21 protein-coding genes and 1 pseudogene are annotated in these 24,976 nt (G+C 73.2%); 16 read left to right on the plus strand and 6 right to left on the minus strand.

Annotated elements, in window-relative coordinates; translation table 11 throughout:
• Window positions 1–26: 26 nt before the first annotated feature.
• Window positions 27–719, minus strand: coding sequence for a TetR/AcrR family transcriptional regulator (locus ACZ6AA_RS05940; protein WP_471456448.1), 693 nt, complete (start codon window positions 717–719; stop codon window positions 27–29).
• A gap of 233 nt (window positions 720–952) precedes the next feature.
• Between ACZ6AA_RS05940 and ACZ6AA_RS05945 the strand changes: the two genes are divergently transcribed.
• Window positions 953–1,882 carry a zinc-binding dehydrogenase gene (locus ACZ6AA_RS05945; RefSeq protein ID WP_468481952.1) on the plus strand — a complete coding sequence of 310 codons (930 nt, stop codon included), beginning with the start codon at window positions 953–955 and terminating at the stop codon, window positions 1,880–1,882.
• A gap of 201 nt (window positions 1,883–2,083) precedes the next feature.
• On the opposite strand, the gene ACZ6AA_RS05950 is transcribed toward ACZ6AA_RS05945, so the two are convergent.
• Complete coding sequence (locus tag ACZ6AA_RS05950; protein WP_471456451.1) at window positions 2,084–3,553, minus strand: cytosine permease; 1,470 nt, start codon at window positions 3,551–3,553, stop codon at window positions 2,084–2,086.
• A gap of 185 nt (window positions 3,554–3,738) precedes the next feature.
• Between ACZ6AA_RS05950 and ureA the strand changes: the two genes are divergently transcribed.
• The 11 genes from ureA (at window position 3,739) to cimA (ending at window position 17,214) form a co-directional block, all read left to right on the plus strand.
• Window positions 3,739–4,437, plus strand: coding sequence for an urease subunit gamma (gene ureA / locus ACZ6AA_RS05955; protein WP_471456453.1), 699 nt, complete (start codon window positions 3,739–3,741; stop codon window positions 4,435–4,437).
• A complete protein-coding gene (locus ACZ6AA_RS05960) occupies window positions 4,437–6,119 on the plus strand; it encodes an urease subunit alpha (RefSeq protein WP_468452054.1) in 1,683 nt (560 codons plus the stop codon). The genes ureA and ACZ6AA_RS05960 overlap by 1 nt, the downstream gene beginning before the upstream one ends.
• Before the next feature lie 11 nt (window positions 6,120–6,130).
• Window positions 6,131–7,153: an agmatine deiminase family protein gene (locus tag ACZ6AA_RS05965; protein ID WP_468452052.1), complete on the plus strand. Its 1,023-nt coding sequence runs from the start codon at window positions 6,131–6,133 to the stop codon at window positions 7,151–7,153.
• Window positions 7,154–7,240: 87 nt separating this feature from the next.
• Window positions 7,241–7,786: a TetR/AcrR family transcriptional regulator gene (locus ACZ6AA_RS05970; protein ID WP_468452615.1), complete on the plus strand. Its 546-nt coding sequence runs from the start codon at window positions 7,241–7,243 to the stop codon at window positions 7,784–7,786.
• Between the two features lie 165 nt (window positions 7,787–7,951).
• The gene (locus ACZ6AA_RS05975; RefSeq protein ID WP_468452050.1) at window positions 7,952–9,040 is read left to right on the plus strand and encodes a protein TolB; all 1,089 of its coding nucleotides are present in this window, start codon (window positions 7,952–7,954) and stop codon (window positions 9,038–9,040) included.
• Entirely contained in the window at window positions 9,037–10,170 is a 1,134-nt protein-coding gene (locus ACZ6AA_RS05980) for a hypothetical protein (RefSeq protein ID WP_471456456.1), read from the plus strand. Before ACZ6AA_RS05975 ends, ACZ6AA_RS05980 begins: the two co-directional genes overlap by 4 nt.
• Before the next feature lie 14 nt (window positions 10,171–10,184).
• Window positions 10,185–11,249: a hypothetical protein gene (locus ACZ6AA_RS05985; RefSeq protein ID WP_471456458.1), complete on the plus strand. Its 1,065-nt coding sequence runs from the start codon at window positions 10,185–10,187 to the stop codon at window positions 11,247–11,249.
• A 21-nt stretch (window positions 11,250–11,270) separates the two neighbouring features.
• On the plus strand, window positions 11,271–12,527 hold the full coding sequence (locus ACZ6AA_RS05990) for a TolB family protein (protein ID WP_471456460.1): 1,257 nt from the start codon (window positions 11,271–11,273) through the stop codon (window positions 12,525–12,527).
• On the plus strand, window positions 12,524–13,765 hold the full coding sequence (locus tag ACZ6AA_RS05995; RefSeq protein ID WP_471456462.1) for a TolB family protein: 1,242 nt from the start codon (window positions 12,524–12,526) through the stop codon (window positions 13,763–13,765). Before ACZ6AA_RS05990 ends, ACZ6AA_RS05995 begins: the two co-directional genes overlap by 4 nt.
• A 161-nt stretch (window positions 13,766–13,926) precedes the next feature.
• Complete coding sequence (locus tag ACZ6AA_RS06000; RefSeq protein ID WP_471456464.1) at window positions 13,927–15,216, plus strand: TolB family protein; 1,290 nt, start codon at window positions 13,927–13,929, stop codon at window positions 15,214–15,216.
• A gap of 372 nt (window positions 15,217–15,588) precedes the next feature.
• Window positions 15,589–17,214: a citramalate synthase gene (gene cimA, locus ACZ6AA_RS06005; protein WP_468452038.1), complete on the plus strand. Its 1,626-nt coding sequence runs from the start codon at window positions 15,589–15,591 to the stop codon at window positions 17,212–17,214.
• Between the two features lie 61 nt (window positions 17,215–17,275).
• On the opposite strand, the pseudogene ACZ6AA_RS06010 reads toward cimA, so the two are convergent.
• Window positions 17,276–18,774, minus strand: a pseudogene (locus ACZ6AA_RS06010) (glycoside hydrolase family 30 protein); the annotation flags it as partial.
• Window positions 18,775–18,966: 192 nt separating this feature from the next.
• Here ACZ6AA_RS06010 and ACZ6AA_RS06015 point away from each other — a divergent pair.
• Window positions 18,967–20,325 (plus strand): hypothetical protein, encoded by a 1,359-nt coding sequence (locus ACZ6AA_RS06015; RefSeq protein WP_468452036.1) that lies wholly within the window; start codon window positions 18,967–18,969, stop codon window positions 20,323–20,325.
• A gap of 106 nt (window positions 20,326–20,431) precedes the next feature.
• On the opposite strand, the gene ACZ6AA_RS06020 is transcribed toward ACZ6AA_RS06015, so the two are convergent.
• Window positions 20,432–20,860: an ankyrin repeat domain-containing protein gene (locus ACZ6AA_RS06020; RefSeq protein ID WP_471456466.1), complete on the minus strand. Its 429-nt coding sequence runs from the start codon at window positions 20,858–20,860 to the stop codon at window positions 20,432–20,434.
• 85 nt (window positions 20,861–20,945) lie between these two features.
• On the opposite strand from ACZ6AA_RS06020, the gene ACZ6AA_RS06025 reads away from it, so the two are divergent.
• Window positions 20,946–21,764 (plus strand): maleylpyruvate isomerase family mycothiol-dependent enzyme, encoded by an 819-nt coding sequence (locus tag ACZ6AA_RS06025; protein ID WP_471456468.1) that lies wholly within the window; start codon window positions 20,946–20,948, stop codon window positions 21,762–21,764.
• A 163-nt stretch (window positions 21,765–21,927) separates the two neighbouring features.
• The gene (locus ACZ6AA_RS06030) at window positions 21,928–22,833 is read left to right on the plus strand and encodes an alpha/beta fold hydrolase (protein ID WP_468452030.1); all 906 of its coding nucleotides are present in this window, start codon (window positions 21,928–21,930) and stop codon (window positions 22,831–22,833) included.
• Between the two features lie 67 nt (window positions 22,834–22,900).
• On the opposite strand, the gene ACZ6AA_RS06035 is transcribed toward ACZ6AA_RS06030, so the two are convergent.
• Window positions 22,901–23,443: a hypothetical protein gene (locus ACZ6AA_RS06035; RefSeq protein WP_468452028.1), complete on the minus strand. Its 543-nt coding sequence runs from the start codon at window positions 23,441–23,443 to the stop codon at window positions 22,901–22,903.
• A gap of 40 nt (window positions 23,444–23,483) precedes the next feature.
• A complete protein-coding gene (locus ACZ6AA_RS06040) occupies window positions 23,484–24,089 on the minus strand; it encodes a YceI family protein (protein WP_468452026.1) in 606 nt (201 codons plus the stop codon).
• 278 nt (window positions 24,090–24,367) lie between these two features.
• On the opposite strand from ACZ6AA_RS06040, the gene ACZ6AA_RS06045 reads away from it, so the two are divergent.
• Entirely contained in the window at window positions 24,368–24,904 is a 537-nt protein-coding gene (locus ACZ6AA_RS06045; protein WP_468452024.1) for a toxin-antitoxin system HicB family antitoxin, read from the plus strand.
• Window positions 24,905–24,976 lie beyond the last annotated feature (72 nt).

Consider the following 24,976-nt stretch of genomic DNA (forward strand, 5'->3'; position numbering starts at 1 on the left):
CCGGCCACGGAGGCCGGGTCCGGCAGTCACCTGCCGGACCCGGCCTCCGTGTCGTTCCGGTCCGGTCCGGGGCGCGCGGTGAGCGCCAGGCTCTCCGGTACGGCCGCGCTCGCGCGGCGGAACGCGGCGGCGAGAGCGGCCCGTTCCGGCGCGGGCGAGCCGGTCGTCCACGCGTCCAGGCCGCGGTGCCAGGCGGCCACGAGCAGGTCGACGGCCAGGTGCGCGCGGAGGTGGTCCGGGTCGTCCGGGGTGCCGCCGAGGTCGAAGCGGCGTACGACGATGTCCAGGGCGGCGCGGCCGGTGCGGTCGCAGAACGCGAGGCCGTGCGCGTCCATCGACGGGTTGCGGGCGGCGAGGCGGCGGCTGAGCAGTACGCGGTGCGCCCACTCCTCGCCGGGCATCCGGTCGAGCGTCGCGAGCAGGGTGTCGCGCAGCAGCTCGTGCAGCGGGCCGCCCCCCGGTCGCGCCTGCTCCAACTCCTCCAGGAACGCCGTCCACAGGTCGTGCAGCGGCGCGCAGGCCACGTCCTCCTTGCTGGTGAACGTGCGGAAGAAGGTCCGCTTGGACACCTCCACGGCGTCGCAGAGCTCGTCGAGCGTGACGCCGTCGAAGCCGCGCTCCGTGAACAGCTCCAGGGCGGTGTCGACCAGGGCCTGGCGGGTGCGGAGCTTCTTGCGTTCGCGCAGGGGGAGCTGGGGGGTGGGGCGGGCGGTGTCCATGCGGGGAGTGTAGCTCGGTAGCCAATGCCGCTTGATGGCTTGTGCCACTGAGTGGCACTATTGGGCTGCGCCCCGGCTCGGGGCGACGGCGGTGCCGCGCCTGGCCCTGTCTGCTTTGTGCTGCCCTGCCCTGTCTTGTCCTGCGCCGCCCTGCCGTGCTGTGTCCTGGCCGGGCGCGCTCTGCCTCTCTTGTCGTGCCCCGCTGTGTCGTGCCTGTGAAAGGTGACCTCGTCATGCGTGCTCTTCTCGTCGACCCCACCGCCCCCGCCGGACTCCGCCTCGGCTCCGCTCCCGACCCCGAACCCGGCCCGCACCAGGCGCTCGTCCGGGTCGCCGCGACCTCCCTCAACCACGGCGAGGTCGCGAGCGTCGTGCCCGGTGCCGCGCCCGGTGCCGTCCTCGGCTGGGACGCCGCCGGACACGTCGAGCGGGCCGCCGCCGACGGCTCCGGGCCCCCGGTGGGCACCCCCGTGGTGACCCTCGGCGGCGACGGCGGCTGGGCCGAACTCCGCGCCGTGGACACCCGGTTCATGGGCGTGGTGCCGGACGGGGCCGACCTCGGGGCCATCAGTACGATCCCCGTCGCCGGGGCGAGCGCGCTGCGGGCCCTGCATCGGGTGGGGCCCCTGCTCGGGCGGCGGGTCCTGGTCACCGGGGCCACGGGTGGCGTCGGGCGGTATGCCGTGCAGTTGGCTCGGCGGGGTGGTGCGTACGTCGTCGCCTCGACCGGGGACCCGGGTGCGCGGGGGGAGTTGCTGCGGGGGCTCGGTGCGCATGCCGTCGTGGGTGATCCCGGGGAGGTCGAGGTGCCCCTGGACGGGGTCGTCGATCTCGTGGGTGGGCGTCAATTGGTCGCCGCCTACGAGAAGTTGGCGGCTGGTGGGGTGTTGGTCTCGGTGGGGCACTCGGGTGGGGATGACGAGCACTTCGCGCACGGTGTGCTGTACGGGGACCAGGGGCGGCACGATCGGGCGGTCGTGAGCTTCTTTCTGCTGGGGTGTGAGGGGCTTGGGCGGGATCTGGAGTGGCTGGCCGGGGAGGTGGCCGGGGGGCGGCTTGATGCGGGGGAGGCGTGGCGGGGGGCCTGGGGGGATGTGGGGGTGGCGGTGGAGGCGCTGCGGGGGCGGAGGCTGCATGGCAAGGCCGTATTGACGCTGCGCTGAGCCTTCCCCAACCCCGCCCCTTCCCGGCTGTGTCAATGTACGGCTCCGCCGCGCGGGGGCTGCGCCCCTGGACCCCGGGGGTGGGTGTTCCCCTTCGGGTGGGACGGTCCGCCGCCGAATCGGCGCTTCGCGCCTCGTCCTCAATCGCCGGACGGGCCGGACGGCGCCCATGGCGCGTGCCGGATGGTGCCGGGCTGTTGGTCAGTCTGTGGGTAGGTGGGGCGGGTGGGTGGGGGACAGCCCCTCCGGCGTTTGAGGAGCGGGGTCTGGGGCGGAGCCCCAGGATCGGGAAGGGGCGGGGTTGGGGTACATCGCGTAAGCGGCACCCCCCACCACCCCCGACAGCAGGAAACTGCAGTCCACCCCGCCCGTGAGGGGCAGCAGCGGCCCTTCCCAGGAGGGGAGGGACACCGCGAGGAGCCCGACGCACGCACCCAGGGCCCACGCACCGGTGGCCCCGGGATGCCAGCCGGACCGGTACCAGTAACGCCCGCCCCGGGAGCGGCGGTTGAAGACCTGGAGGGCGTCGGCGTCGTACACCCCGCGACAGCGCACGAAGCCGATGAGGGTGATCACCGCCCAGGGCGTGCCGATGGCGGTGAGGAGGAGGACGAAGGAGGTCATGGCGTCCTGCGCCGCCCAGGCGAAGTGCCCGACGAAGACGCACCCCGCGGCCACCACCGCCACGGTGCACGTGGCCCGCGCCCGCGAGGCCCGCGGCACGATCGCGTCGAGGTCGAGCCCCATGGAGTACAGCATCAGCCCGGCGTTCCCGACGGACCCGGCGGACGCGGCGAGCAGCAGCGGGACGAGGTACCAGCCGGGCGCGGCGGAGACCAGCGGCTCGGCGTAGTCGAGGGCCGCGCCGGCGGCGTACGCGGTGAAGGTGCCGAAGAGCTGGGGGACGAGGAGCCCGGCGGTCAGCCCGAGACAGGTGGCGCGCAGGACGGAGCGGGAGCTGTGCCGGGCGGGTGAGACATAGCGGGTGTAGTCGCCGAGCAGGGTGATGAAGGCGATGGGCCCGGAGAGCCCCGCGGCGACGAGCGCGAGGAGCCACGTCGGCCAGAACGACCCGAGCGCGTACCCGCCCGCGCCGGGCAGCGCCGAGGCGGTGAAGTCGGGGGCGTACGCGAAGACGCCGAGGACGAGCAGGGCGGTCATGCCGACGGCGAGGATGCGGGAGAGCCGCAGCAGAACCCGGTAGCCGTACACCGCCCCGGCCACCGTCGCCGCCGCGAGCAGCGCGTACACCAGGCTGTAGGAGAGGCCGCCCGCGGGCAGGCCGGTCAGGCGGTGCAGGGTGCCGACCACGACGTCGCCGCCGATCCAGATGGTCAGCGCGGTGTAGCCGAGGGACAGGAGCAGTCCGACGACCGAGCCGACGAGGCGGCCGCGGACGCCGAACTGCGCGCCCGACGACGTCGACAGGTTCGTCGCGGTCCGCAGGGACACGAGCGCGAGCGGCGCCGTGAGCGCCGTACCGATCAGCGTGCCCGCCACCACCGCGCTCACCGACTGCCAGAAGCCGAGCCCGAAGGAGACCGGCAGCCAGCCGAAGACGATCACTCCGAGGCAGAGGTTGGAGCCGAGGAGGATCGAGACCACGTCTCGCGGCCCGCTGGTGCGTTCCTCCTCGGGGATGGTGTCGACTCCGCGCTGTTCCACCGGCATGGGCTGCCCCTGACGCTCGCTCGAATCGTTCTTCGGTGTTTGAGTGCCGTTCAATGTGGAGGATGTGCTGCGTCCGAGTCAATGCTTTCGGTCTGGGAGATTGACGTTTAGAGTGTTGTTCTAAGTGGTCGATCCGGAGCGTCCGGGTCCGGACCCGGTGACCCACGGATGCGAGGAGTGGCGGCGTGCGCCTTACCCCCACGGAACGCGACCGGCTGCTGCTCTTCGGCGCCGCCGAGCTGGCCAGGGCCCGCAGAGCGCGCGGCCTCCGGCTCAACGTGCCCGAGGCGACCGCCCTGATCGCCGACACCGTCTGCGAGGCCGCCCGCGACGGGGCCCGGCTCGCCGAGGCCATCGAGCGGGCGCGGTCCGTCCTCGGCCCCGACGACGTGCTGCCCGGCGTCGCGGACGTCGTCACCGAGGTGCACGTGGAGGCCGTCTTCGACGACGGGTCGCGGCTCGCCGTGGTCGCCGACCCGATCGGCGGCGGCTCGCTGGGCCCGGACGCCCCCGGCGCGCTGCGGCCCGCCCCGCCCACACCGGACCGTGAGCCCGTCACCACCCTCACCGTCCACAACACCGCGTCCGTGCCGGTCAGCGTGACCTCGCACTTCCACTTCTTCGAGGCCAACCCGCGCCTGGACTTCGACCGGGCTGCCGCGTATGGGATGCGGCTCGCCGTCCCGGCGGGCTCTTCCTTGCGCTTCGGTCCTGGTGAGCGTGTGGAGGCCGGGCTTGTGCCCATCGGCGGTGCGCGCGTGGCCATCGGCTTCGCGGGTCTTGTCGATGGTCCGCTGGATGCGCCCGGTGCGAAGGAGGAGGCGTTGCGGAGGGCGGCGGCCTGCGGCTATCTCGGAGCGAGCACCCCTGAGGAGGGCGCGTGATGGACCCTTACGAGTACGCCTCCGTGCACGGGCCGCGGGCCGGGGACCGTGTCGTTCTCGGTGATTCCGGGCTTGTGGTGCGGGTGGAGTCCGACGCGCAGGCGGCGGGGGACGAGTTCCTGGCCGGGTTCGGCAAGACCGCCCGTGACGGGCTGCATCTGAAGGCCGCCGCTGTGCGGGAGACCTGCGATGTCGTGATCAGCAATGTGCTGGTCATCGACGCGGTGCTGGGGATCCGGAAGGTGTCGGTCGGGATCCGGGAGGGGCGGATCCACGCGATCGGGCGGGCCGGGAATCCCGACACCCTGGACGGGGTGGACGTGGTCGTCGGCACGGGGACGTCCATCGTGTCCGGTGAGGGGCTGATCGCCACCGCGGGCGCCGTCGACACGCATGTGCATCTGCTGTCGCCGCGGATCATGGAGGCCTCCCTCGCCTCGGGTGTCACGACGGTCATCGGTCAGGAGTTCGGGCCGGTGTGGGGGGTGGGTGTGAACTCGCCGTGGGCGCTGCGGCACGCGTTCGGTGCTTTTGATGCGTGGCCGGTCAACATCGGCTTCCTCGGGCGCGGTTCGTCCTCCGATGCGGCTCCGCTGGTCGAGGCGCTGGCGGAGGGCGGGGCGTGTGGCTTCAAGGTGCATGAGGACATGGGGGCGCACACGCGGGCGTTGGATACGGCGTTGCGGGTGGCGGAGGAGTACGACGTCCAAGTCGCCCTGCACAGCGACGGGTTGAACGAGTGCCTGTCGGTCGAGGACACCCTGAGCGTGCTGGAGGGGCGGACCATCCACGCCTTCCACATCGAGGGGTGCGGCGGCGGGCACGTGCCGAACGTGCTGAAGATGGCGGGCGTGCCGAACGTCATCGGCTCCTCCACCAATCCCACGCTGCCCTTCGGGCGGGACGCTGTCGCTGAGCATTACGGGATGATCGTGTCCGTCCACGATCTGAAGACCGACCTGCCCGGTGACGCGGCGATGGCGCGGGATCGCATCCGGGCCGGGACCATGGGCGCCGAGGACGTGCTGCATGATCTCGGCGCGATCGGGATCACGTCCTCGGACGCGCAGGGGATGGGGCGGGCGGGTGAGACCGTCCGCAGGACCTTCGCGATGGCCGGGAAGATGAAGGCCGAGCTGGGGCCGATGGACGGGGACGGGCCGCACGACGACAACGGACGCGTGCTGCGCTATGTCGCCAAGCTGACCATCAACCCGGCCCTCGCCCACGGCCTCGCGCACGAGGTCGGCTCCATCGAGGTCGGCAAGATGGCCGACATCGTGCTGTGGCGCCCGGAGTTCTTCGGCGCGAAGCCACAGCTCGTGCTGAAGTCCGGCTTCCCCGCCTACGGCGTCGTCGGCGACCCCAACGCCGCCACCGACACCTGCGAACCCCTCGTCCTCGGCCCGCAGTTCGGCGCGTACGGCGCGACCCCCGCCGACATCTCCGTCGCGTTCGTCGCCGGAGCCGCCGTCGACCAGGGCAACGACCTGATGCCCACCCGGCGCCGCCGCGTCGCCGTCCGCGGCACCCGCGGCATCGGCCCCGCCGACCTGCGCCTCAACTCCCGCACCGGCGCCGTCGACGTCGACCAGCGCACCGGCCTGGTGAGCCTCGACGGCGACCCGCTCCGCTCGGCACCCGCCGACTCCGTCTCCCTCAACCGCCTGTACTTCCTGTGAGGACCGCAGCCATGACCTTCCGCATGCCCGCCGAGTGGGAGCCGCACGAGCGCACCTGGATGGCCTGGCCCGGGCCGAACGTGACCTTCGACGACCCCGGGGCGCTCGCGGAGTCCCGCCGCGCCTGGGCCGCGGTGGCCCGCGCCGTGCGCCGCTTCGAGCCGGTCACCGTCGTGTGCGGGCCCGGGCAGTCCACGGACGCCCGGGAACTCCTCGGCCCCGACGTCGAGTTGGTGGAGCGCGACCTGGACGACGCCTGGATGCGGGACATCGGCCCGACCTTCGTCACCGACGGCGCCGGGCGGCTCGGCGCCGTGGACTGGACGTTCAACGGCTGGGGCGCGCAGGAGTGGGCCAGCTGGGAGCACGACGCGAAGATCGCCCGCCATGTCGCGGACCTCGCGGGCGCCGAGACGCACTCCTCGCCGCTGGTCAACGAGGGCGGCGGCATCCACGTCGACGGCGAGGGCACCGTGCTCCTCACCGACACCGTGCAGCTCGGCCCCGAACGCAACCCCGGCTGGACCAGGGAGCGGGTCGAGGCGGAGGTGCACGCCCGCATCGGTACCCGCAAGGCCCTGTGGCTGCCGCGCGGCCTCACCGCCGACTACCCCGGCCACGGCTTCGGCACCCTCGGCCACGTCGACATCGTCGCCGCGTTCGCCGCCCCCGGCGTCGTCCTCGTGCACTCCCAGCAGGACCCGGCCCACCCGGACTTCGAGGTCAGCCGCGAGGTCATCGGCGTACTGCGGGGACAGACGGACGCGCGCGGCCGCACCCTGGAGATCGTCGAGGTGCCCGCGCCGACCGCGCTCGCCGACGACGACGGCTGGGTCGACCACTCGTACATCAACCACTATCTGTGCAACGGCGGCGTCGTCCTGTGCGCCTTCGACGACCCGCACGACGAGCTGGCCGCGGGCATCTTCCGGCGGTTGTTCCCGCGCCGGACCGTGACGCTCGTCGACGCCCGTACGATCTTTGCCGGGGGTGGTGGCATCCACTGCATCACCCAGCAGCAGCCAAGGATCTAGCAGCCGGAGTACCACGTGGCCGAAGCGAGCGCCCCGCGCAGCGCACGCAGGAACGCGCCCCCGCGGGAGGACGTCCTCGCGGCGGCCATGGAGATGATCGCCGACCGCGGCCTGGAACAGCTCACCATGGCCGCGCTCGGCCGCGAGGTCGGCATGAGCAGCGGCCACCTCCTCTACTACTTCGGCTCCAAGGACGAACTGCTCCTGCGCACCCTGGAGTGGAGCGAGGGTCGGCTCGGCGCCGAGCGCGGGCGGCTGCTCGCCCGGCAGGGACCGGCCCGCGCCCGCCTCGACGCGTACGTCGACCTCTACGTCCCCGTCGGGCACCGCGACCCGCACTGGACCCTCTGGCTCGAAGTGTGGAACCGGTCCCTGGACGCGGACGAGAAGGGGCGCGACCGGCAGGCCGCCATCGAGGGCTCCTGGCACCGCGACCTGGTGGCGCTGCTCGCCGAGGGCGTCTCGCGCGGGGAGTTCCGAGCCGTCGACGCCGACCGGTACGCGGCCCGCCTTCGGGCGCTGCTCGACGGCTTCTCCATCCATGTGGCGATCGGCCTGCGCGGCACCGGGAGGGACCAAGTCCTCGCCCACGCAAGGGAGTTCCTGGACGAAACGCTCGCCCCGCAGGGATAGCTGTCTCGCCCACGGACGCGCGAGGGGGCGTCCAGGTTGTACGTACTCCTGCGGATTGCGGGGCGCCGGAGAAAGCGCTTGTATCCCGGTGGGCCCTCGGCGCCGGGCCGGGGGAGGCGCGCCCGGAGGCACCGCGGGCGTGCCGAGGGGATTCCGGGGGGAATCATGCGCAGAGCAGTACGTACCCTGTCCGCGGCCGCGCTCACCACCGCGCTCGCCGCCGTCGCGTTACCGTCGGCCGCGCACGCGGCCGACCCGTCCGCCCCATCAGCCTCGGGGGAGCGGTCCGCGCCCCGCGTGGAGCGCGTCAGCGTCGCCGCCGACGGCACCGAGGCCAACGGCTCCTCGGGCGCCGCCACCGTCACGACGGACGGCGGGCACGTCGCCTTCGGCAGCGCGGCCACCAACCTCACGCCCGACACCTACCCGCGGCCCCAGAGCTCCGCGCACGTCCGCGACCAGGACTCCCGCAAGGTCAGCAGGATCCGGGACAGCCTGACCGCGCCGAGCGTCAGCGACGACGGCCGGTTCGCCACGTACCTCGACTGGGGCTCGCACACCACCAACGCGTTCGTGGTGGACCTGACGACGGGGGAGAAGCGCCGGGTCGACGCCAAGGGCTTCAAGGAGGGCTCCGGCGAGTCCGAGATCAGCGCCGACGGCCGCCACGTCGCGTACGTCCTGCGCCCGCAGCACCCCGCCGACCCGTACCGGATCGAGGTCTACGACTGGGCCACCGACACCCGCGAGGTCGTCAGCGACGGCCCGCCCGACGCCGCCCGCGACATGGTGAACCCGTCCATCAGCGACACCGGCCGCTACGTGGCGTACGAGGACTCCGGCACCCAGCAGGTCTGGGTCCGCGACCGCGGGACCGGCAGCCTCAAGCGCGTCGACGACGGCACCGCCTCCACCCTCGTCGAGATCAGCGGCAACGGCCGCACGGTGGTGCTGAACTCCGCGAACGGCGCCTACGTACGCGATCTGCGCACCGGCAAGGCCAGGCACTTCTCCGGCACCAGGGCCAAGGCCGTCGGCCCCGACGGCCGCCACCTCCTCTACTCCGACGACGCGTCGACGCTGCGCCTGCGCGACCTGCGCACCGGCCGCGTGCACGTCGTCGGCACCGGCACGGCCGTCCCCGGCGCGGTCGGCGCCAAGGGCCGCACCGTCGTCTACACCTCCGCGGAGACCGACGTCGTGCCCGGCGACACCAACGACCTGAACGACGTCTTCAAGTGGACGCGCGGGTGAGCACGGCCCGGCGGGGCGGCGGCGGACGCGCGAGGACGCTGTCGGCCGCCGCCCTCGCCCTCGCCCTGAGCGGCGCCTCACTGACGGCGGCCACCACGGCACACGCCGACCCCGGCCCCCTCGCGCACGCCCACGCCCCCCGCACCGACCGCCTCAGCACCGCCGCCGACGGCGCCCAGCTCGACGGCGGCTCGACGGACGGCGCGATCAGCGGCGACGGGCGGTACGCCGCGTTCGTGACCCGGGCGCCCGCCCTCGGCTGCGACACCTATCTGCACTGCCTGAAACTCAAGGACCTGCGCACGGGCGCCCTGACCGGCATCGACCTCGGCAGCGGCCACCTCTACGGCAACCCGCTGCTCAGCACCGACGGCGGCCGCGTCGCCCTCACCGCCACCAAGCGGTTCGCCACGCCCTACCTGCACGACCGGGCCACGGGCGCCACCACCCGGCTCTGGCCCGCCGACCCGCCCGGCCGCAACGAACTCGGCGCCGTGCGGTCGATCAGCCCCGACGGCACCCGCGTCGCCTACACCCTCGGCAACCGCAACGGCGATCAGAACGCCCGCCTGCTGTACGTCCGCGACACCACCACCGGCACGGACGAGCTGATCTCGGCGCCGGAGGAGGGCGACAAGGGCGGCGCGTCCGTGGCCGACGACGGCACCCGCGTCGCGTACCAGATCGGCGGCTACAGCGAAGGCCCCGACGACCGCGGGGACGTCTTCCTCAAGGAGCCCGCCACCGGCGCCCGCGTCCAGCTCGACACCGGCCTCGGCACCGCCGAGCTGGTCCGGCTCACCCGCGACGGCCGCCGCGTCCTGTTCAACGCGCGCGGCGGCCTGTACGTCCACACCGTGCGCACCGGCGCCACCGAGCGCGTCGCGGACGGCCGCGCCAGGTCCGCCACCGCCGACGGCCGCCACGCCGTCCTCTCCACCGCCGACGGGCTGCGCCTGCTCGACCTGCGCACCGGCCGCGGCACGGACGTCGGCCCGGCGGACGCACGGGCGGGCCACGGCGCGGTGTCCGCCAACGGCCGTGCCGTCGTGTTCGGTTCGGGCGCCACCGACCTGGTGCCCGGCGACACCAACGGCGTGCCGGACGTCTTCGTACGGCACACACGATGACCGGGGAGGCGCGCATGAGGTGCGCGAAAGCCCTGCTGGGCACGGCACTCGCGCTCGCGGTGAGCGGCGCGGCCCTGTCTCCCGCCGCGGCGGACGGGCCGCCGCGGGAGCCGCGCACCGAGCGGGTCAGCACCGGGGGCGACGGGGCGCAGCTCGACGGGCGCTCCCTCGAAGCGGGGATCAGCGCCGACGGCCGGTACGTCGCCTTCGCCACCAAGGCGGAGCGGCTGCGCTGCCACCAGCAGACGTACACCTGCCTCGTCCTGAAGGACCGGGTCACGGGCGAGCTGACCCGGATCCCGAACGACGGCGACTCCTCCTGGGGCACGCCGCTGCTCAGCCGCGACGGCCGCCGCGTCGGCCACACGGCGGGCACCAAGTCCCCGGCGCCCATGCTGTACGACCGGGAGACGGGCCAGAGCGTGAACGTGGGGGCGCCGGGCAACGGCACGGGCCTGCTCCGCGCCGTCTCGCCCGACGGCGGCACGGTCGCGTACACCTCGGGCGACCGCTTCCGCCCGGCCCAGAACCTGCGCGTGCGCGACCTCGCCACCGGAGCCGACGAACTGGTCGGCGGCGACAGCTGGTTCGGGGCCGCGTCCCTGAGCGCCGACGGCGGGCTCCTCGCGTACGTGACCCGGGGCACGGACGGCGCGGACGGCGCGGACCTCTTCGTCCGCGACCGGAGGACCGGGGCGACGACGCGGCTCGACGAGGGCCTCGGCGAGGCGGGGTTCGTCCAGCTCGCCGAGAACGGCCGCAGCGCGCTCTTCGTCGCCGGGGGCCGGACGTACGCGTACGACGTGCGCAAGGGCGCGGCCCGCGAGGTCGCCGACCGGCCCGCCGAGTCCGCGAGCCCCGACGCGCGGCACGCCGTCCTGGCCGAGGGCGCGGACGGCACCGCGCTCACCCTGCTCGACGTCCGCACCGGCAGGCGCACACCCGTCGGCCCCGGCGCCGTCGTGCCCGGAGCCGTCACCGCCAAGGGCCGCGCGGTCGCCTTCACCTCGGCCGCCACCGACCTGGTGCCGGACGACACGAACGGCAGCACGGACATCTTCCTGCGCCACACCCGCTGAACCCACCCACGGGGGACCTTCATGAGCGAGGCGAGCACGGCACGCACGGCCGCGAGAACCGCGGCTTTCCTGACGGCCGCGGTTCTCGCGGCGACGGCCGCAGGACCGGCCCACGCCGCCCCGGATCCCGCCGCGCCCGCGACGGTGCGGGCGAGCGTGGACAGGAACGGCGCCCAGCTCCCCGTGCCGTCGTACGGACAGGACCTGTCCGCCGGGTACGGCGCCAGGCCCACCTTCACCACGGCCGGGCCGGTGTGGGAGGGCGACACCAACGGCCTGGCCGACGTGTACTTCGGCGACTCCGCCATCAGCTCCGGGTACCCGCGCGGCATGGGCAACGGCCCGTCCCGCGGCGGCGCGCCGTGCGTGAACGGCCGGATGACCGCGTTCGTCTCCGAGGCCACGAACATCACGTCCACCCCGGCCCCGGACGCCCGCCCGACGGTCTACGTCCGCAACCGCGCCGTGGGCAAGGTCTCCCGCGCCAGCCAGTCCTTCGAGGGCACGCCCTTCGCGTGGGCGGCCCGGCCCAAGGTGAGCGACGACTGCATGTGGGTGTCGTTCACGGCCGCCCTCGAAGGCCCCGACGGCACCGCGCGGCAGCCGCGCGTGTACCGCTACCGCATCTACGACGGCACGGTCCGCCTCGTCAGCGAGCCGTCGGCGCGGGCCGACCACTCCTCGATCAGCTACGACGGCCGGTACGTGGCGTACGAGTCCGGGGGGAACGTCCACGTACGCGACCTGGACACCGGCACCCTGGAGAAGGCCTCCACCGCCCGGGACGGCGGCCCGGCCAACGGCCGCTCGTCCGGCGCCTCACTGAGCGGCGACGGCCGCCACGTCGCCTTCGACTCGACCGCCTCCAACCTCACGGCGGGCGACCGCAACGGCGGCGTCAACGTCTTCGTGCGCGACCTCGACGCGGGCACGACCCGGCTGGTGCGCGGCGAGTCGCGGCGCGCGACGACCTACGACGCGGCACTCGGCGCGGACGGGGCGCACCTCGCGTACGTCTCGGCGGTTCCGGGCCGGGGGAAGGCCGCGGTGCCCGCCGTGTTCCTGCGCGAACTGGCCACCGGCAAGGCGCAGTTGATCAGCGCGGACGTGGACGGCGGGCGCAACGACCTGTCGGCCCGGCGTCCTTCGGTCAACGACGACGGCAGCGTCGTCGCCTTCGACTCGGTCTCGTCCGACCTGGTGGCGGGGGACACCAACGGGGTCAGGGACGTCTTCGTCCGCACCCTGCCGACCGACCCGGGGGCGAGCACACGATGATGAGCGCCGGAGCGCGTGTTACCGCAGGAGCGGTCGCCGCCGGGGTGCTCGTCGCCCTGATGGGCGCGATCCCCGCGCAGGCGGGGCCGGACGCCGAGGAGGCGGCCGCGACGGAGCGGATCAGTGTGACGCAGGGCGGCGGGCAGCTCGCGGAGGCGTCGTACGACGCGGACATGGGGGCGGGGCGGGTCACCGCCTTCACGGCCGAGGGGCCGGTCTGGGACCGGGACACCAACGGACAGCCGGACGTCTACGAACTCACGGACTCCGGCCCCCGCCCGATCAGCGGCTGGCCGAGCGGGCCCTCCTACGACGGGTCGCCGTGCGCCAGCGGCCGGATGACCGGCTTCGTCTCCGAGTCCACCGACGTGACCCCCACGCCGCTGCCGGACAACCGCCCGATCGCCTACGTCCACAACATCGCCCAGAGCAAGTACTCGTACGTCCAGGGCCATCAAGGCGTGCACTTCACCTCGGCGGGGCAGCCCGCCGTCGACCCCTCCTGCCAGTGGCTCACCTTCACGGCCACGCTGCCGCCCGCCGGTCCCGGTGAGCGGCCGCGGTCGCACATCTACCGCTTCGTGTTCAACGGCGGCACCGTCGACCGGGTCAGCGACGACGCGCCGGGCGCGGGCGCGGCGAGCGACTCGGACGTCAGCTACGACGGCCGGTACGTGGCGTACCGGCAGGGCGGCGACGTCCACGTCCGCGACATGGACACCGGCACCGTCGAGAAGGTCTCCGTGGCGCCGGACGGCGGCGCCGCCGACGGGGCCTCGTCCGTGCCGTCCCTCAGCGCGGACGGGCGCCGCGTGGCCTTCACCTCGCGCGCCTCCAACCTCGTGCCGGGCGACCGGAACGGCGGCGTCAACGTCTTCGTGCGCGACCTCGACACCGACACCACCACCCTGGTCGGGGGTTCCGGCGCGAAGGCCTGGACGGCGGAGCCCTCGCTCAGCGCGGACGGGGCGCACCTCGCATACACCTCGGCGGTGCCGGGCCGGGGGAAGGCCGCGGTGCCCGCCGTGTTCCTGCGCGAACTGGCCACCGGCAAGGCGCAGTTGATCAGCGCGGACGTCGAGGGCGGGCGCAACGACCTGTCGGCCCGGCGTCCTTCGGTCAACGACGACGGCAGCGTCGTGGCCTTCGACTCCGCTTCGCCCGATCTGGTGACAGGAGACACGAACAGGTTGTCGGACGTGTTCCTGCGGACAGTGAAGGACGGACAGTCCGGCTAGCAACCAGAAGTGCCCATGCGGCACTCCCTACAGGCACGGGAACCAAGCACCACGCACCGGAACCCGGCAACAGGCACCAAGCACCAAGCACCAGGCACCAAGCACCAGGCACCAAGCATCAAGCACGAGCACCGAGCACTCATCTCACGGGGGAACCACCCATGCGTCTCACCACCCGCGCGGCGCTCGCCGCCGCGCTCGTCGTCGCCGTCACGGGCGCGGTCCTGCCGGCCGCGGCCGCCGCTGACACCCGCGCCCCCGCTCCCCGCACCGAGCGGGTGAGCGTGGCGGCGAACGGCACCCAGGCCAACGGGCCTTCCGACGCCACGGACATCAGCGCCGACGGCCGCTACGTCGTGTTCACGTCCGAGGCCACCAACCTGGTGCGGGGCGACACCAACGGCACGACCGACATCTACCTGCGCGACCTGAGCACCAAGAAGGTCGAGCGGATCAGTCTCCAGGCCTCCGGGGCGCAGTACACCTCGCACGCCGGCGACCCGTCGATCAGCGCGAACGGCCGGTACGTCACCTACTCCGCGCAGGTGGACCGGGCGGGCGGCCTGTACAGCGGCACGTTCCTGAAGGACCGCAAGACCGGGCGCACCGAGATCGTCAGCCTCTCCGACGACGACAAGCCCGTCTTCGGGGACTACGTGGTCGGCGCCGAGGTCAGCGCCGACGGCCGGTACGTCGCCTTCGTGTCCGCCCTGAAGGACCACGGCGACGGCGGCTACGACGGCATGTGGACGGGCATCTACCTCCGCGACCGCAAGGAGGGCACGACGCGCAGGGTCAGCGAGATCGTCACCGGTCAGCCCACCTGGATCATCGGCGGGATGAGCCTGAGCGCCGACGGCCGTCACGTCGGCTACACCCTGGGCCAGGTCCGTCCCGGCCTCGGCGGCAGGACGTACACGTACGATGCGAACACCGGCACCACCAAGCGCCTCGACCTGTCCGCCACCGGCAAGGACCTCAAGGTCGGGCTGCCCTCGCTCAGCAAGGACGGGCGGTACGCGGCCTTCGAGACCCCCGAGCCGATGCTGTCCGGCGACACCAACGGCAAGAGCGACGTCTACCGCCTCGACACCCGCACCGGCGCCCTCAAGAAGGTCACCAGGAAGGCGGGCGGCGGCCAGACCGATGCCGACTCCCACCGGGCCCGCATCAGCCCCGACGGCCGCCACGTCGCCTTCATCTCCTCGGCGTCGGGCCTCACCGCGGGCGACCGGGCGAAGGGCCCGCTGTACGTACGGGACCTGAAGGACGGCGTGACCCGGCGCGTCAACGTGCCCCGGGGCGGCGGCCAGAGCGAGGACCAGGGCTGGCCCGCCTACGCCCTGAGCGCCGACGCCAAGAGGTTCGCGTTCACCTCGGACGCGGCGAACATGGTCCCGGGCGACACGAACGCGGCGCGCGACGTCTTCGTACGCCGGAACGTGCGCTGACGCGTACACCGTCGGCGCGCCGACCGGCGCGCCGAACCGATCCGGCCAGTCGTGAAGCGGAGCGATCCATGCGCCGGACCGCATAGTGAGACAGCGAGGCGGGTGCCACAGGACTTGTGGCACTCTGCCGGACATGCTCATGTTCGCCATGATTATTGGCAGCAAGCGCGCCGGTCCGCAGTGACCGCCCCGTACACAACACGTACAGAGCGGACACCGTCGTCCTCGACCCGCGCGCAGACCTCTCGCACCCGCGAGGGGTCTTTTCGTTTTCCGGCCCACCCGCAGTCGGCAAACGGGGCGCGAGGGATCATGGAGGTGGTGGAGCCGGTCCTCCCGGTAGACCGACATCCGACACAGGAGCCAGACAGCATGACGGAAACCAGCAAGCCCGACGATTCCTCACCTGTGCCCGACGATTCCTTCCACGTGTTCGACACCACGCTGCGCGACGGCGCGCAGCGCGAGGGCATCAATCTGACCGTCGCGGACAAGCTGACCATCGCCCGGCATCTGGACGACTTCGGCGTGGGCTTCATCGAAGGCGGCTGGCCCGGCGCCAACCCGCGCGACACCGAGTTCTTCGCCCGCGCGCAGGCGGAGATCACCTTCAAGAACGCCCAGCTCGTCGCGTTCGGCGCCACCCGCCGCCCCGGCGCGAAGGCCGCCGAGGACCCGCAGGTCAAGGCGCTGCTCGCGTCCGGCGCCCCGGTCGTGACGCTCGTCGCCAAGGCCCATGACCGGCATGTCGAGCTGGCCCTGCGCACCACGCTCGACGAGAACGTGGAGATGATCCGCGACACCGTCTCGCACCTGCGCGCCGAGGGCCGCCGCGTCTTCGTCGACTGCGAGCACTTCTTCGACGGCTACCGCGCGAACCCCGAGTACGCGAAGGCGGTCGTCCGCGCGGCGGCCGAGGCGGGCGCGGACGTCGTCGTGCTGTGCGACACCAACGGCGGCATGCTCCCCGCCCAGGTCCAGGCCGTCGTGGCCACCGTCGCCGCCGACACCGGCGCCCGGCTCGGCATCCACGCCCAGGACGACACGGGCTGCGCGGTCGCCAACACCCTCGCGGCCGTCGACGCGGGCGCGACGCACGTGCAGTGCACGGCCAACGGCTACGGCGAGCGGGTCGGCAACGCCAATCTGTTCCCGGTCGTCGCCGCCCTGGAGCTGAAGTACGGCAAGCGGGTCCTTCCCGAGGGCGCGCTGCGCGAGACGACCCGGGTCTCGCACGCCATCGCCGAGGTCGTGAACCTCACCCCGTCCACCCACCAGCCCTACGTCGGCGTCTCCGCGTTCGCCCACAAGGCGGGCCTGCACGCCTCCGCGATCAAGGTCGACCCGGACCTGTACCAGCACATCGACCCCGAACTCGTCGGCAACCGCATCCGGATGCTGGTCTCCGACATGGCGGGGCGCGCCTCCATCGAGCTCAAGGGCAAGGAGCTCGGCGTCGACCTCGGCGGCGACCGCGAGCTGATCGGCCGGGTCGTGGACCGCGTCAAGGAGCGCGAACTCGCGGGCTACACCTACGAGGCCGCCGACGCGTCCTTCGAACTGCTCCTTCGCGAGGAGGCCGAGGGCCGCTCCCGGCGCTACTTCCGCACGGAGTCCTGGCGCGCCATCACCGAGGACCGCCCCGACGGCACGCACGCCAACGAGGCCACCGTGAAGGTGTGGGCCAAGGGCGAGCGGATCGTCGCGACGGCGGAGGGCAACGGCCCGGTCAACGCCCTGGACCGGGCGCTGCGCGTGGGCCTGGAGCGGATCTACCCGCAGCTGGCCAAGCTGGAGCTGGTGGACTACAAGGTCCGCATCCTGGAGGGCAAGCACGGCACGTCCTCCACGACCCGGGTGCTGATCTCCACGACCGACGGCGACGGCGAGTGGTCCACGGTCGGCGTCGCGGAGAACGTCATCGCCGCGTCGTGGCAGGCCCTGGAGGACGCGGTCACCTACGGCCTGCTGCGGGCCGGGGTCGAGCCGACCGAGTAGTCCGGCGCGGCCCGACCCGGCCCCGGCACCCCGCCCGGTCGGCGGGGTGCCGTCAGCTCTTCCAGGTGAACGTCGCCGACGTCTTGCCCGGCAGCGAGTAAGTCGCGTGCTGGCCGCCCCAGTTGACGGTGACCGTCCGCGCCGACGCGGAGTCGTTGTAGGCGATCAGGGCCTTCGTGCCGTCGGTGTTCCGCCACGCCACGTTCGGCACGTCCGAACTGGCGGTGGAGGAGACGCGGGCGGCACCGGGCTGCACGAACTTCGTCAGGTGCCCCATCGTGCAGTACTCGACGGTGTAGTCGACCTGCCCGTGCCGCCCGTCGCCGTTGTGCACGGTGATCAGCCCGTCGCAGGTGCCGCAGCCGCCGTTGTGCGGACCGCGGTTCTGGTCCACGGCGAGGGACCACTTCGTCACCGACTTCGCCCAGTTCCGGGTGTAGTCGATGATGTTCATCATGTCCTCGCGCTGCTGATTGCCGATCCAGGTCCCGCCAAGGGGGTACCTTCCTGCTCTTTAAGAGCTTGGGGGAGCTCCGTCTGGAAGGCGTCGAGCTGCGGGTACTTGTTGTGGATCTCGGTCTGCTTCGACACGTTGCCGCCGTAGCCGTGCCAGGCGATGCCGCCGAAGTTGGGGTGCGCGCGCACCGCCGCGTCGTCGACGGTCTGGGCGGCGTACGCGTCGTAGGTGTCCCAGTTCCAGTCGTGCGCGAGGACCTTGGTGGCCAGGCCCGCGCCCGCGAGCTTGGGAAGCAGCTCGTTCTTCGTGAAGTACGCGAGTCCGTTGCCGTTCCAGCTCATCGACGGGTAGCCGTTGCAGCAGGTCGGCTCGTTCTGCGCGGTGACGTAGTCGACGGGCACGCCGTTGTCGCGCCAGGCCTGGAGGTACTTCACGAAGTACTGGGCGTACGTCCCGTAGTACTCCGCCTTCAGCCAGCCGCCGTTGAGCTGCCCGCTGTCCTTCATCCAGGCCGGGGCCGTCCACGGCGACGCCACCGTCGTCAGCCTCGGGTTGAGCTGCTTGGCCTGCTTGGTGAGCGGCAGCACGTCCTGGAGGTCGTGGGCGAGGGAGAAGCGGGCGAGGCCCGGGTCGGTCTGCCCGGCGGGCACGTCGTCGTAGGTGTAGCCGAAGCGGGCGAGGTCGGAGCCGCCCATGGGGTTGCGGAGGTAGGAGAGCCCGATGCCCTCGGTCGGCGAGAACAGCTTGCGCATCGTCTCGTCGCGCTTGGCCTGGGTGAGCGCCCCGCTGCCGTCCATCAGCCAGGCCGCGGTGTCGGTGAAGGAGGCGCCGCCGCCGGTGAAGGTCTGGTAGCGGGTGTTCTCGTCGACGGTGATGTTCGTACCGCCGCCGCCCGTGCCGGGCTGGAAGGCGATCGGGGTCTGCGGCTGCAGGCCCCGGGTGACGTGCCGGCCGCCGCTGTCGTCCGTCGTGGTCAGCCAGATGGAGACCTGCTCGCCCGCCGCCTCGGCGGAGGAGACGCCGAGGCCGGTGAGCCCGGCGGTGGTGAGGAGCCCGGCGGTCAGTAAGCGGGCGAGGCGGCGGGATGTGGAGGGTCTGCGCATGGGACGTTCTCCGCCCTTCGTGGGGTCGGGCCGGGAGCCATGGCGGATGTCATGCCTACGTCATGCCTTAGTTCAAGGCGTGAGTTAACTGCTGCCCCAAGGGCCCGTCAAGACTTCGGGAGCCGAACGCGGTGAGCGCTTTCCGCGCCGAACGGAGGGAACGTTCCGGCCGTGGAGGAGTTAGCGTGAAGTATGAGGCCCACCAGGCAGACGGCGTCGCGGCTGACCCTGATCCTGTCCGGACTGCTCCTGGCCCTCGGCGCCACGCTCACGACGGCGCCCGGAGCCCAGGCCGCGACGGACGTCCAGGCGGTGGCCGACGCCTTGAAGAAGAACCCGGTGTACGTCGACGAGGCCGCCGCCTCGCAGCTCTCCGCCGCCGACGCGGACGCCCTCGCCGACAAGATCAAGAAGGCCGACAAGCCGGTGTTCGTCGCGGTGCTCCCCGCCTCGTTCCCCGGCCGCGACGACCTCTTCCGCGACCTGCGCACCGCCACCGGCGTCACCGGCGTGTACGCCGTCCGCCTCGGCGACCGCTTCGACGCGAAGGCCGACGGCTCCGTGCTCTCGAAGAACGCCGTCGGCAACCTGTCCGCCCTGGTCCAGGGCGAGGACGCGAAGTCCCAGCTCAACGACTTCGTCGACCAGGCCCTTCCGCAGGTGTCGGGCTCGGCCCCCGCGTCCTGGGGCAGCGCGTCGGGCGGCGACGACGGGGTGCCCGTGGGCGCGCTGATCGGCGTCGGCGCGGTGGTGGTCGCGGGCGGCGCGGGCGCCTACGCCCTCGCCCGCCGCAAGCGCCGCGCCCGCGAGGACGAGCAGCGCGCGGCCCTGGACAAGCTGCGCGTCGTCGTCGACGAGGACATCACCGCCTTCGGCGAGGAGCTGGACCGGCTCGACTTCCACCCGGCGGAGGCGGGCGCGGACGACGCCATGCGCGCGGACTACGAACGCTCCCTGGACGCCTATGAGAAGGCCAAGTCGTTCATGGCGTCGGCGGAGCGCCCCGAGCAGGTGCGGGCCGTCACCCAGGCCCTGGAGGACGGCCGGTTCTCGCTGGCCCTGCTCGCCGCCCGGCGGGAGGGCCGCCCCCTGCCCGAGCGCCGGGCCCCCTGCTTCTTCGACCCACGGCACGGGCCCTCCGTGAAGGACGCCGAGTGGACCCCCGACGGGGGCGCGACCCGCGAGGTCCCGGTGTGCGCCGCCGACGCGGTGCGCCTCGCCGACGGCGACGACCCGATGGCACGCACCGTGACCACCGACTCCGGCGAACGACGGCCCTACTGGGAGGCCGGACCCGCCTACGGCCCCTGGGCGGGCGGCTACTTCGGCGGCGGCCTGCTCCCGGGCCTGCTCGTCGGCACGATGCTCGGCTCCATGATGGCGAGCCCCGCGTACGCGGCGAGCTACGGCGCCGGGTACGGGGACTTCGGCGGGGGCGGCTACGAGGGCGGCGACGTGTCCGGCGCGGACTTCTCGTCCGGGGACTTCGGGGGCGGGGACTTCGGCGGTGGGGGCTTCGGTGGGGGCGGGGACTTCGGGGGCGGGTTCTAGGGCGGACCCGTCGGGCGTGCCCCAGGCCGGTGCGAGCCGGTGCCAGCCGGTCCGGGCCGGTCCGAGGGGGGCGCCGCGATGCCACGCCGACCCGCCGGACAGGCCCCTAGGCCCGGGTCGCGCCCGCCGCCACGAGGAGGGCGGCCGTCCCGGGGTGGGGGCCGTGGTGCGCCCAGCGCAGCGGGGACCAGCCCGTGCCGTGGCCCTCGCGGAGGATCGGGTCGGCACCGTGCGCGAGGAGTGCCCGCACGGTCTCGGTGTGCCCCCAGCAGGCGGCCGCGCACAACGGCGTGCCGTCCGCGCCGACGCCGAATCCGAGGCTCTCGGTGTCGGGGGCGGCCCCGGCGGCCAGGAGCAGGCGGACGATCGCGGCTCGACCGCCCACGGACGCCTCGTACAGCGGGGTGACCCCCTCGCGGTCGCGGCGCTCCGGGTCGGCGCCGGCCCGCAGCAGGGACCGCGCGACGGTGGGGGTGTCCTGCCAGATGGCCTCGAAGAGCTGCCGGGAGAGCTTCTTCTGCTGTCGCTGTTTCATCGGGGCCGAGGCTAACGCCGGGTACGTGGCAAAACCACTCATTTCCTCCGGGGCCGCTGTCGGTGCCCGGGCCTACGGTGGCCCCATGTCGAAGCTGAGCCACGGCCGCCTCGGCCACCCCCGCAACTGCGACCAGATCACCGTGCAGGCCGACCAGTTGGCCACCCACCTCAAGGACGCCGACCTGTCGACCCCGGTCCCCTCCTGTCCGGGCTGGACGGTGAACCAACTGGTCCGGCACCTGGGCCACGGCTACCGCTGGGCGGAGACGACGATCCGCACCCGCGCCTCGGCACCGCCCCCGGACACGGAGATGCGCGACCTCACGGCGTACGTCGGCGAGGACCCGGCCGTCCTCGCCCCCTGGCTGCGCGAGAGCGCCGCCGGCCTCGCCGACGCCCTGCGCGCCGCGGGCCCGGACGCCCCGGTGTGGACCCCGCTGCCGGGCGAGACGTCCGGCTTCTTCGCCCGCCGCTTCGCGCACGAGTCCCTGGTCCACCGGGCCGACGCGGCGCTCGCCCTCGGCATCGACTTCACCGTCACGGACGAGGCCGTCGCCGTGGACGCCCTCGACGAGTGGCTGGAGCTCGGCACCCATCCGCTGCAGCTCCGGTTCCACCCGGAGAAGCGCGAACTGCTCGCGCGGGGGAGCACCCTGCGCTTCCGGGCGACGGACGCCACGCCCGCGTCCGGGGCCGACTGGCTGGTCGCCCTCAGGGGCGACGCGCTCGCCTGGCGCCGCACGGACGACGAGCCCGGCGCACCCGACGTGACCGTCACCGGCCCCCTCGCCGAACTCGTCCTCACTCTCTACCGCCGCCGCCCACCCGGGGGCCCCGCCACCGAGGTCACGGGCGACGCGGCCCTCCTCGCCTTCTGGCTGGACCGCAACGGCTTCGGCTGACCACGCGTTCACGGCTTCGACGGACCGGCCATGCCGCGGGCGGCACGCCCTTCCGGCTTGACGCGAGACCCCGTCTAACGAGACGATACGTATCGTCAAGAAGCGGTCGACGTGGCGGCACCCCCTGCCCGCGGCCCCGCACCACCGATTCCGGGAGGCCCCGATGCACCACCCCGCCACCGAGCAGTACGTCGACGCGGCCCCCGGAGTGCGCCTGTGGACCGAGCGCCGCGGCTCGCCCGACGCCCCGCCCCTGCTCCTGGTCATGGGCGCCGCGGCCGCCGGTGTCGGCTGGCCGGAGGAGATGGTGGACGCCCTGGCCGAGCGCCACCACGTGATCCGCTACGACCACCGCGACACGGGCCGCTCGACGACGGCGTACGACGAACATCCCTACCGCATAGTGGACTTGGCGCAGGACGCGGTCGCCGTCCTGGACGCCCTGGAGATCCCGCGGGCGCACGTGGTCGGACTCTCCCTCGGCGGCATGCTGACCCAGCTGGTCCTCGCCGACCACCCGGACCGCGTCCTGAGCGCGACGCTCATGGGCACGTGCGCCCTGAGCACCGATCCTTACGTCGCGCCGGACGGCACGTCCACGCCGGTGGACGAGCTGCCCCCGATCTTCCCCGAGGTCCTCGACATGTGGGCGCGCCCCGTCGAGGACCAGGGCCTCGAGGCCGAGCTGGACCGCCGCGTGGAGCACTGGCGGGTGCTCGGCGGCGATCAACTCCCCTTCGACGAGGGGTACTTCCGCGATCTGGAGCGGCGCGTCGTGGTGCACACGGGCACGTACAAGGCGTCGATGGTGCACGGCCTCGCGGACGACTCGGGGATGCTGCGGACGGCGCAGCTCGCGCGGAACGAGGTCCCGGTCCTGGTGACCGTGGCCCCCGCCGAGCCGGTCTTCCCGCCGCCGCACCCGCAGCACCTCGCCCAGGTCGTGGCCAACGCCCGCCTGGTGGAGATCCCGGGCATGGGCCACGCGCTGCCACCGGCCGTACAGGGCCCGCTGGTGACGGCGATCCTGGAGCACACGTCGGCCGCGGCGGCGCGCCGGGCCGGGTGAGGGCGGGCCGAGGGGGTGGCCACGTCGGGTGCGGGTCGGCTCGGCCGCGCGCCACGCCCCGTGCGGGTCAGCCGACCGGCGGCCTGAGTCCGGGCAGTTCCCACCGGCCCGAGTGGCCGGGCGGCAGCCCCAAGTCCTCCCGCACCGCCGCGTAGTAGCCCTCGCGGGCCGTCCGCTGGCGGTCGAGGAGGTCCTGCCAGGCCTCCGGGTCGTGGGCGCCCGTGCGCAGGAACCGCTCCATCTCGATCACGACGATCACCCACACCCGGGCCCGCTCCACCACCCGCGCCGAGCCGAGCAGGAGCAGCGCCTCGCCCGCCGGGTCGCGCGCGTCGGCGGCCTCGGCGAGGTGCGGCTCGCCCTCCTCGGCGGACAGGGGGTGCGGGTGCGGGTCGTTGCCCTGGTGCGCGGCGATCCGGTAGGTGAGCGTGACGGTCTGCTTCAGCACGCGGGCGTACTCGGTGTAGACCGCGAGGCGCCGCTCTTCCCAGCGGGCCTCGCGCTCGCGCCGGAAACGGACCCGCTCGCCGCGCATCACGGCGACGTACGACCCCATGGCGCCGATCACCACGCCTATGAGGGCGGGCAGTTGGGACAGGAACTCGGACACCGCCGCACGGTACCGCGCCGCCGCGTCCGGCGGCCGGGCGTTACGCGGCGTTCTTGATCGCCGAGATGTCGAAGTTGAGCTTGATCTTGTCGGAGACGAGCACGCCGCCGGTCTCCAGGGCCGCGTTCCAGGTCAGGCCCCACTCCGAGCGCAGGATCTCCGCCTTGCCCTCGAAGCCGACGCGCTCGTTGCCGAACGGGTCCTTCGCGGCGCCGTTGAACTCCAGGTCGATGGTCAGCGGCCTGGTGGTGCCGAGGATCGTGAGGTCGCCGGTGATGCGGTAGTCGTCGCCGCCGAGGGCCTCCGCCTTGGTGGAGCGGAAGGTCATCCGCGGGAACTCGTCGGTCTTGAAGAAGTCGGCGCTCTTCAGGTGGCCGTCGCGGTCCGCGTTGCCGGTGTCGATGCTGTCCATCGTGACGTCGAGGGCGGCCGTGGACGCGGCCGGGTCGGCGCCGTCCAGGTGCAGCGTGCCGCTGAACTCCTTGAAGGAGCCCTTGACGTTGGTGACCATCGCGTGCCGGGCGACGAAGCCGATCGACGTGTGCGCCGGGTCGAGCGTGTACTCACCCGTCAGCGCGCCGAGCTCCGGGGCGGCCTCGGCGGTCGCGGGGGTGGCGTTGTCGTCCTTGCGGCTGAAGATTCCCATGACGTGCTCCTCGGGGGACGGGCCGGGCTCCGGGTCTTCGGGGGGTGCTGAACCACGGCCGTGAGTAGTTGAGTGTTCAACGAGATTGACTGTAACGCTACTCAGTTCAATATTCAACATCAAGCGGAGCGTGTCGAGGCGATTGCGCGTCGAGTGTGAAGAAGTGGGGCCGAATGGCGGAGTTCGCCAGGGGGTGGCGCCGTCGCGGGCCGGGGAGGATGGCGGTTTTGAGACGTTAAGAAGTTGCCATGGCGCCATTGTGGTGCCAGAATGGTGCCATGAATCTCACGCCGTATGTCGATCAACTCCGGCAGGAGCTCGCGGTCGCCGCAGAGGCCGGGGGTGAGGACGCTCGCGCGATCGCCGAGCGTCTGATCGCGCCGCTGGAGTCGGCCACCCGGCTCACCATGCTGAATGTGCTGTCCGCGGCCATGGACGAGATTACCCGAGACCTGGCCCCGGGCTCGGTCGACGTGCGTCTGCGTGGGGGCGATCCGGACTTCGTGGTGACGCCCGCCCCGGCGGGCGAGGGCTTCGACGCGACGCCCATGGACCTGCGCGCCCCCCGGCCCGCCGCCCCGGCCCCCGTGCCCGTGCCCGAGCCGGAGGAGGGCGGCACGGCCCGCATCAACCTCCGGCTGCCGATGCACCTCAAGGCCCAGGCCGAGGAGGCCGCGGCCGCCGAGAGCCTGTCGGTCAACGCCTGGCTGGTCCGCACCGTCGCCGACGCGCTCAAGCAGGGCGACCCGGCCCACCAGCCCACGCCCCGCGGCCCCCAGGGCGCGGGCAACAGCTATACGGGCTGGGCGCGTTAGCGGCTCCGCCCCGCCGGCCCTCCGCCGGTCAGGCCCGCACGACGCGTCCGGACGCAAGGCCGGACGACCCAT

The sequence above is a fragment of the Streptomyces sp. NPDC040610 genome, assembly GCF_055594065.1.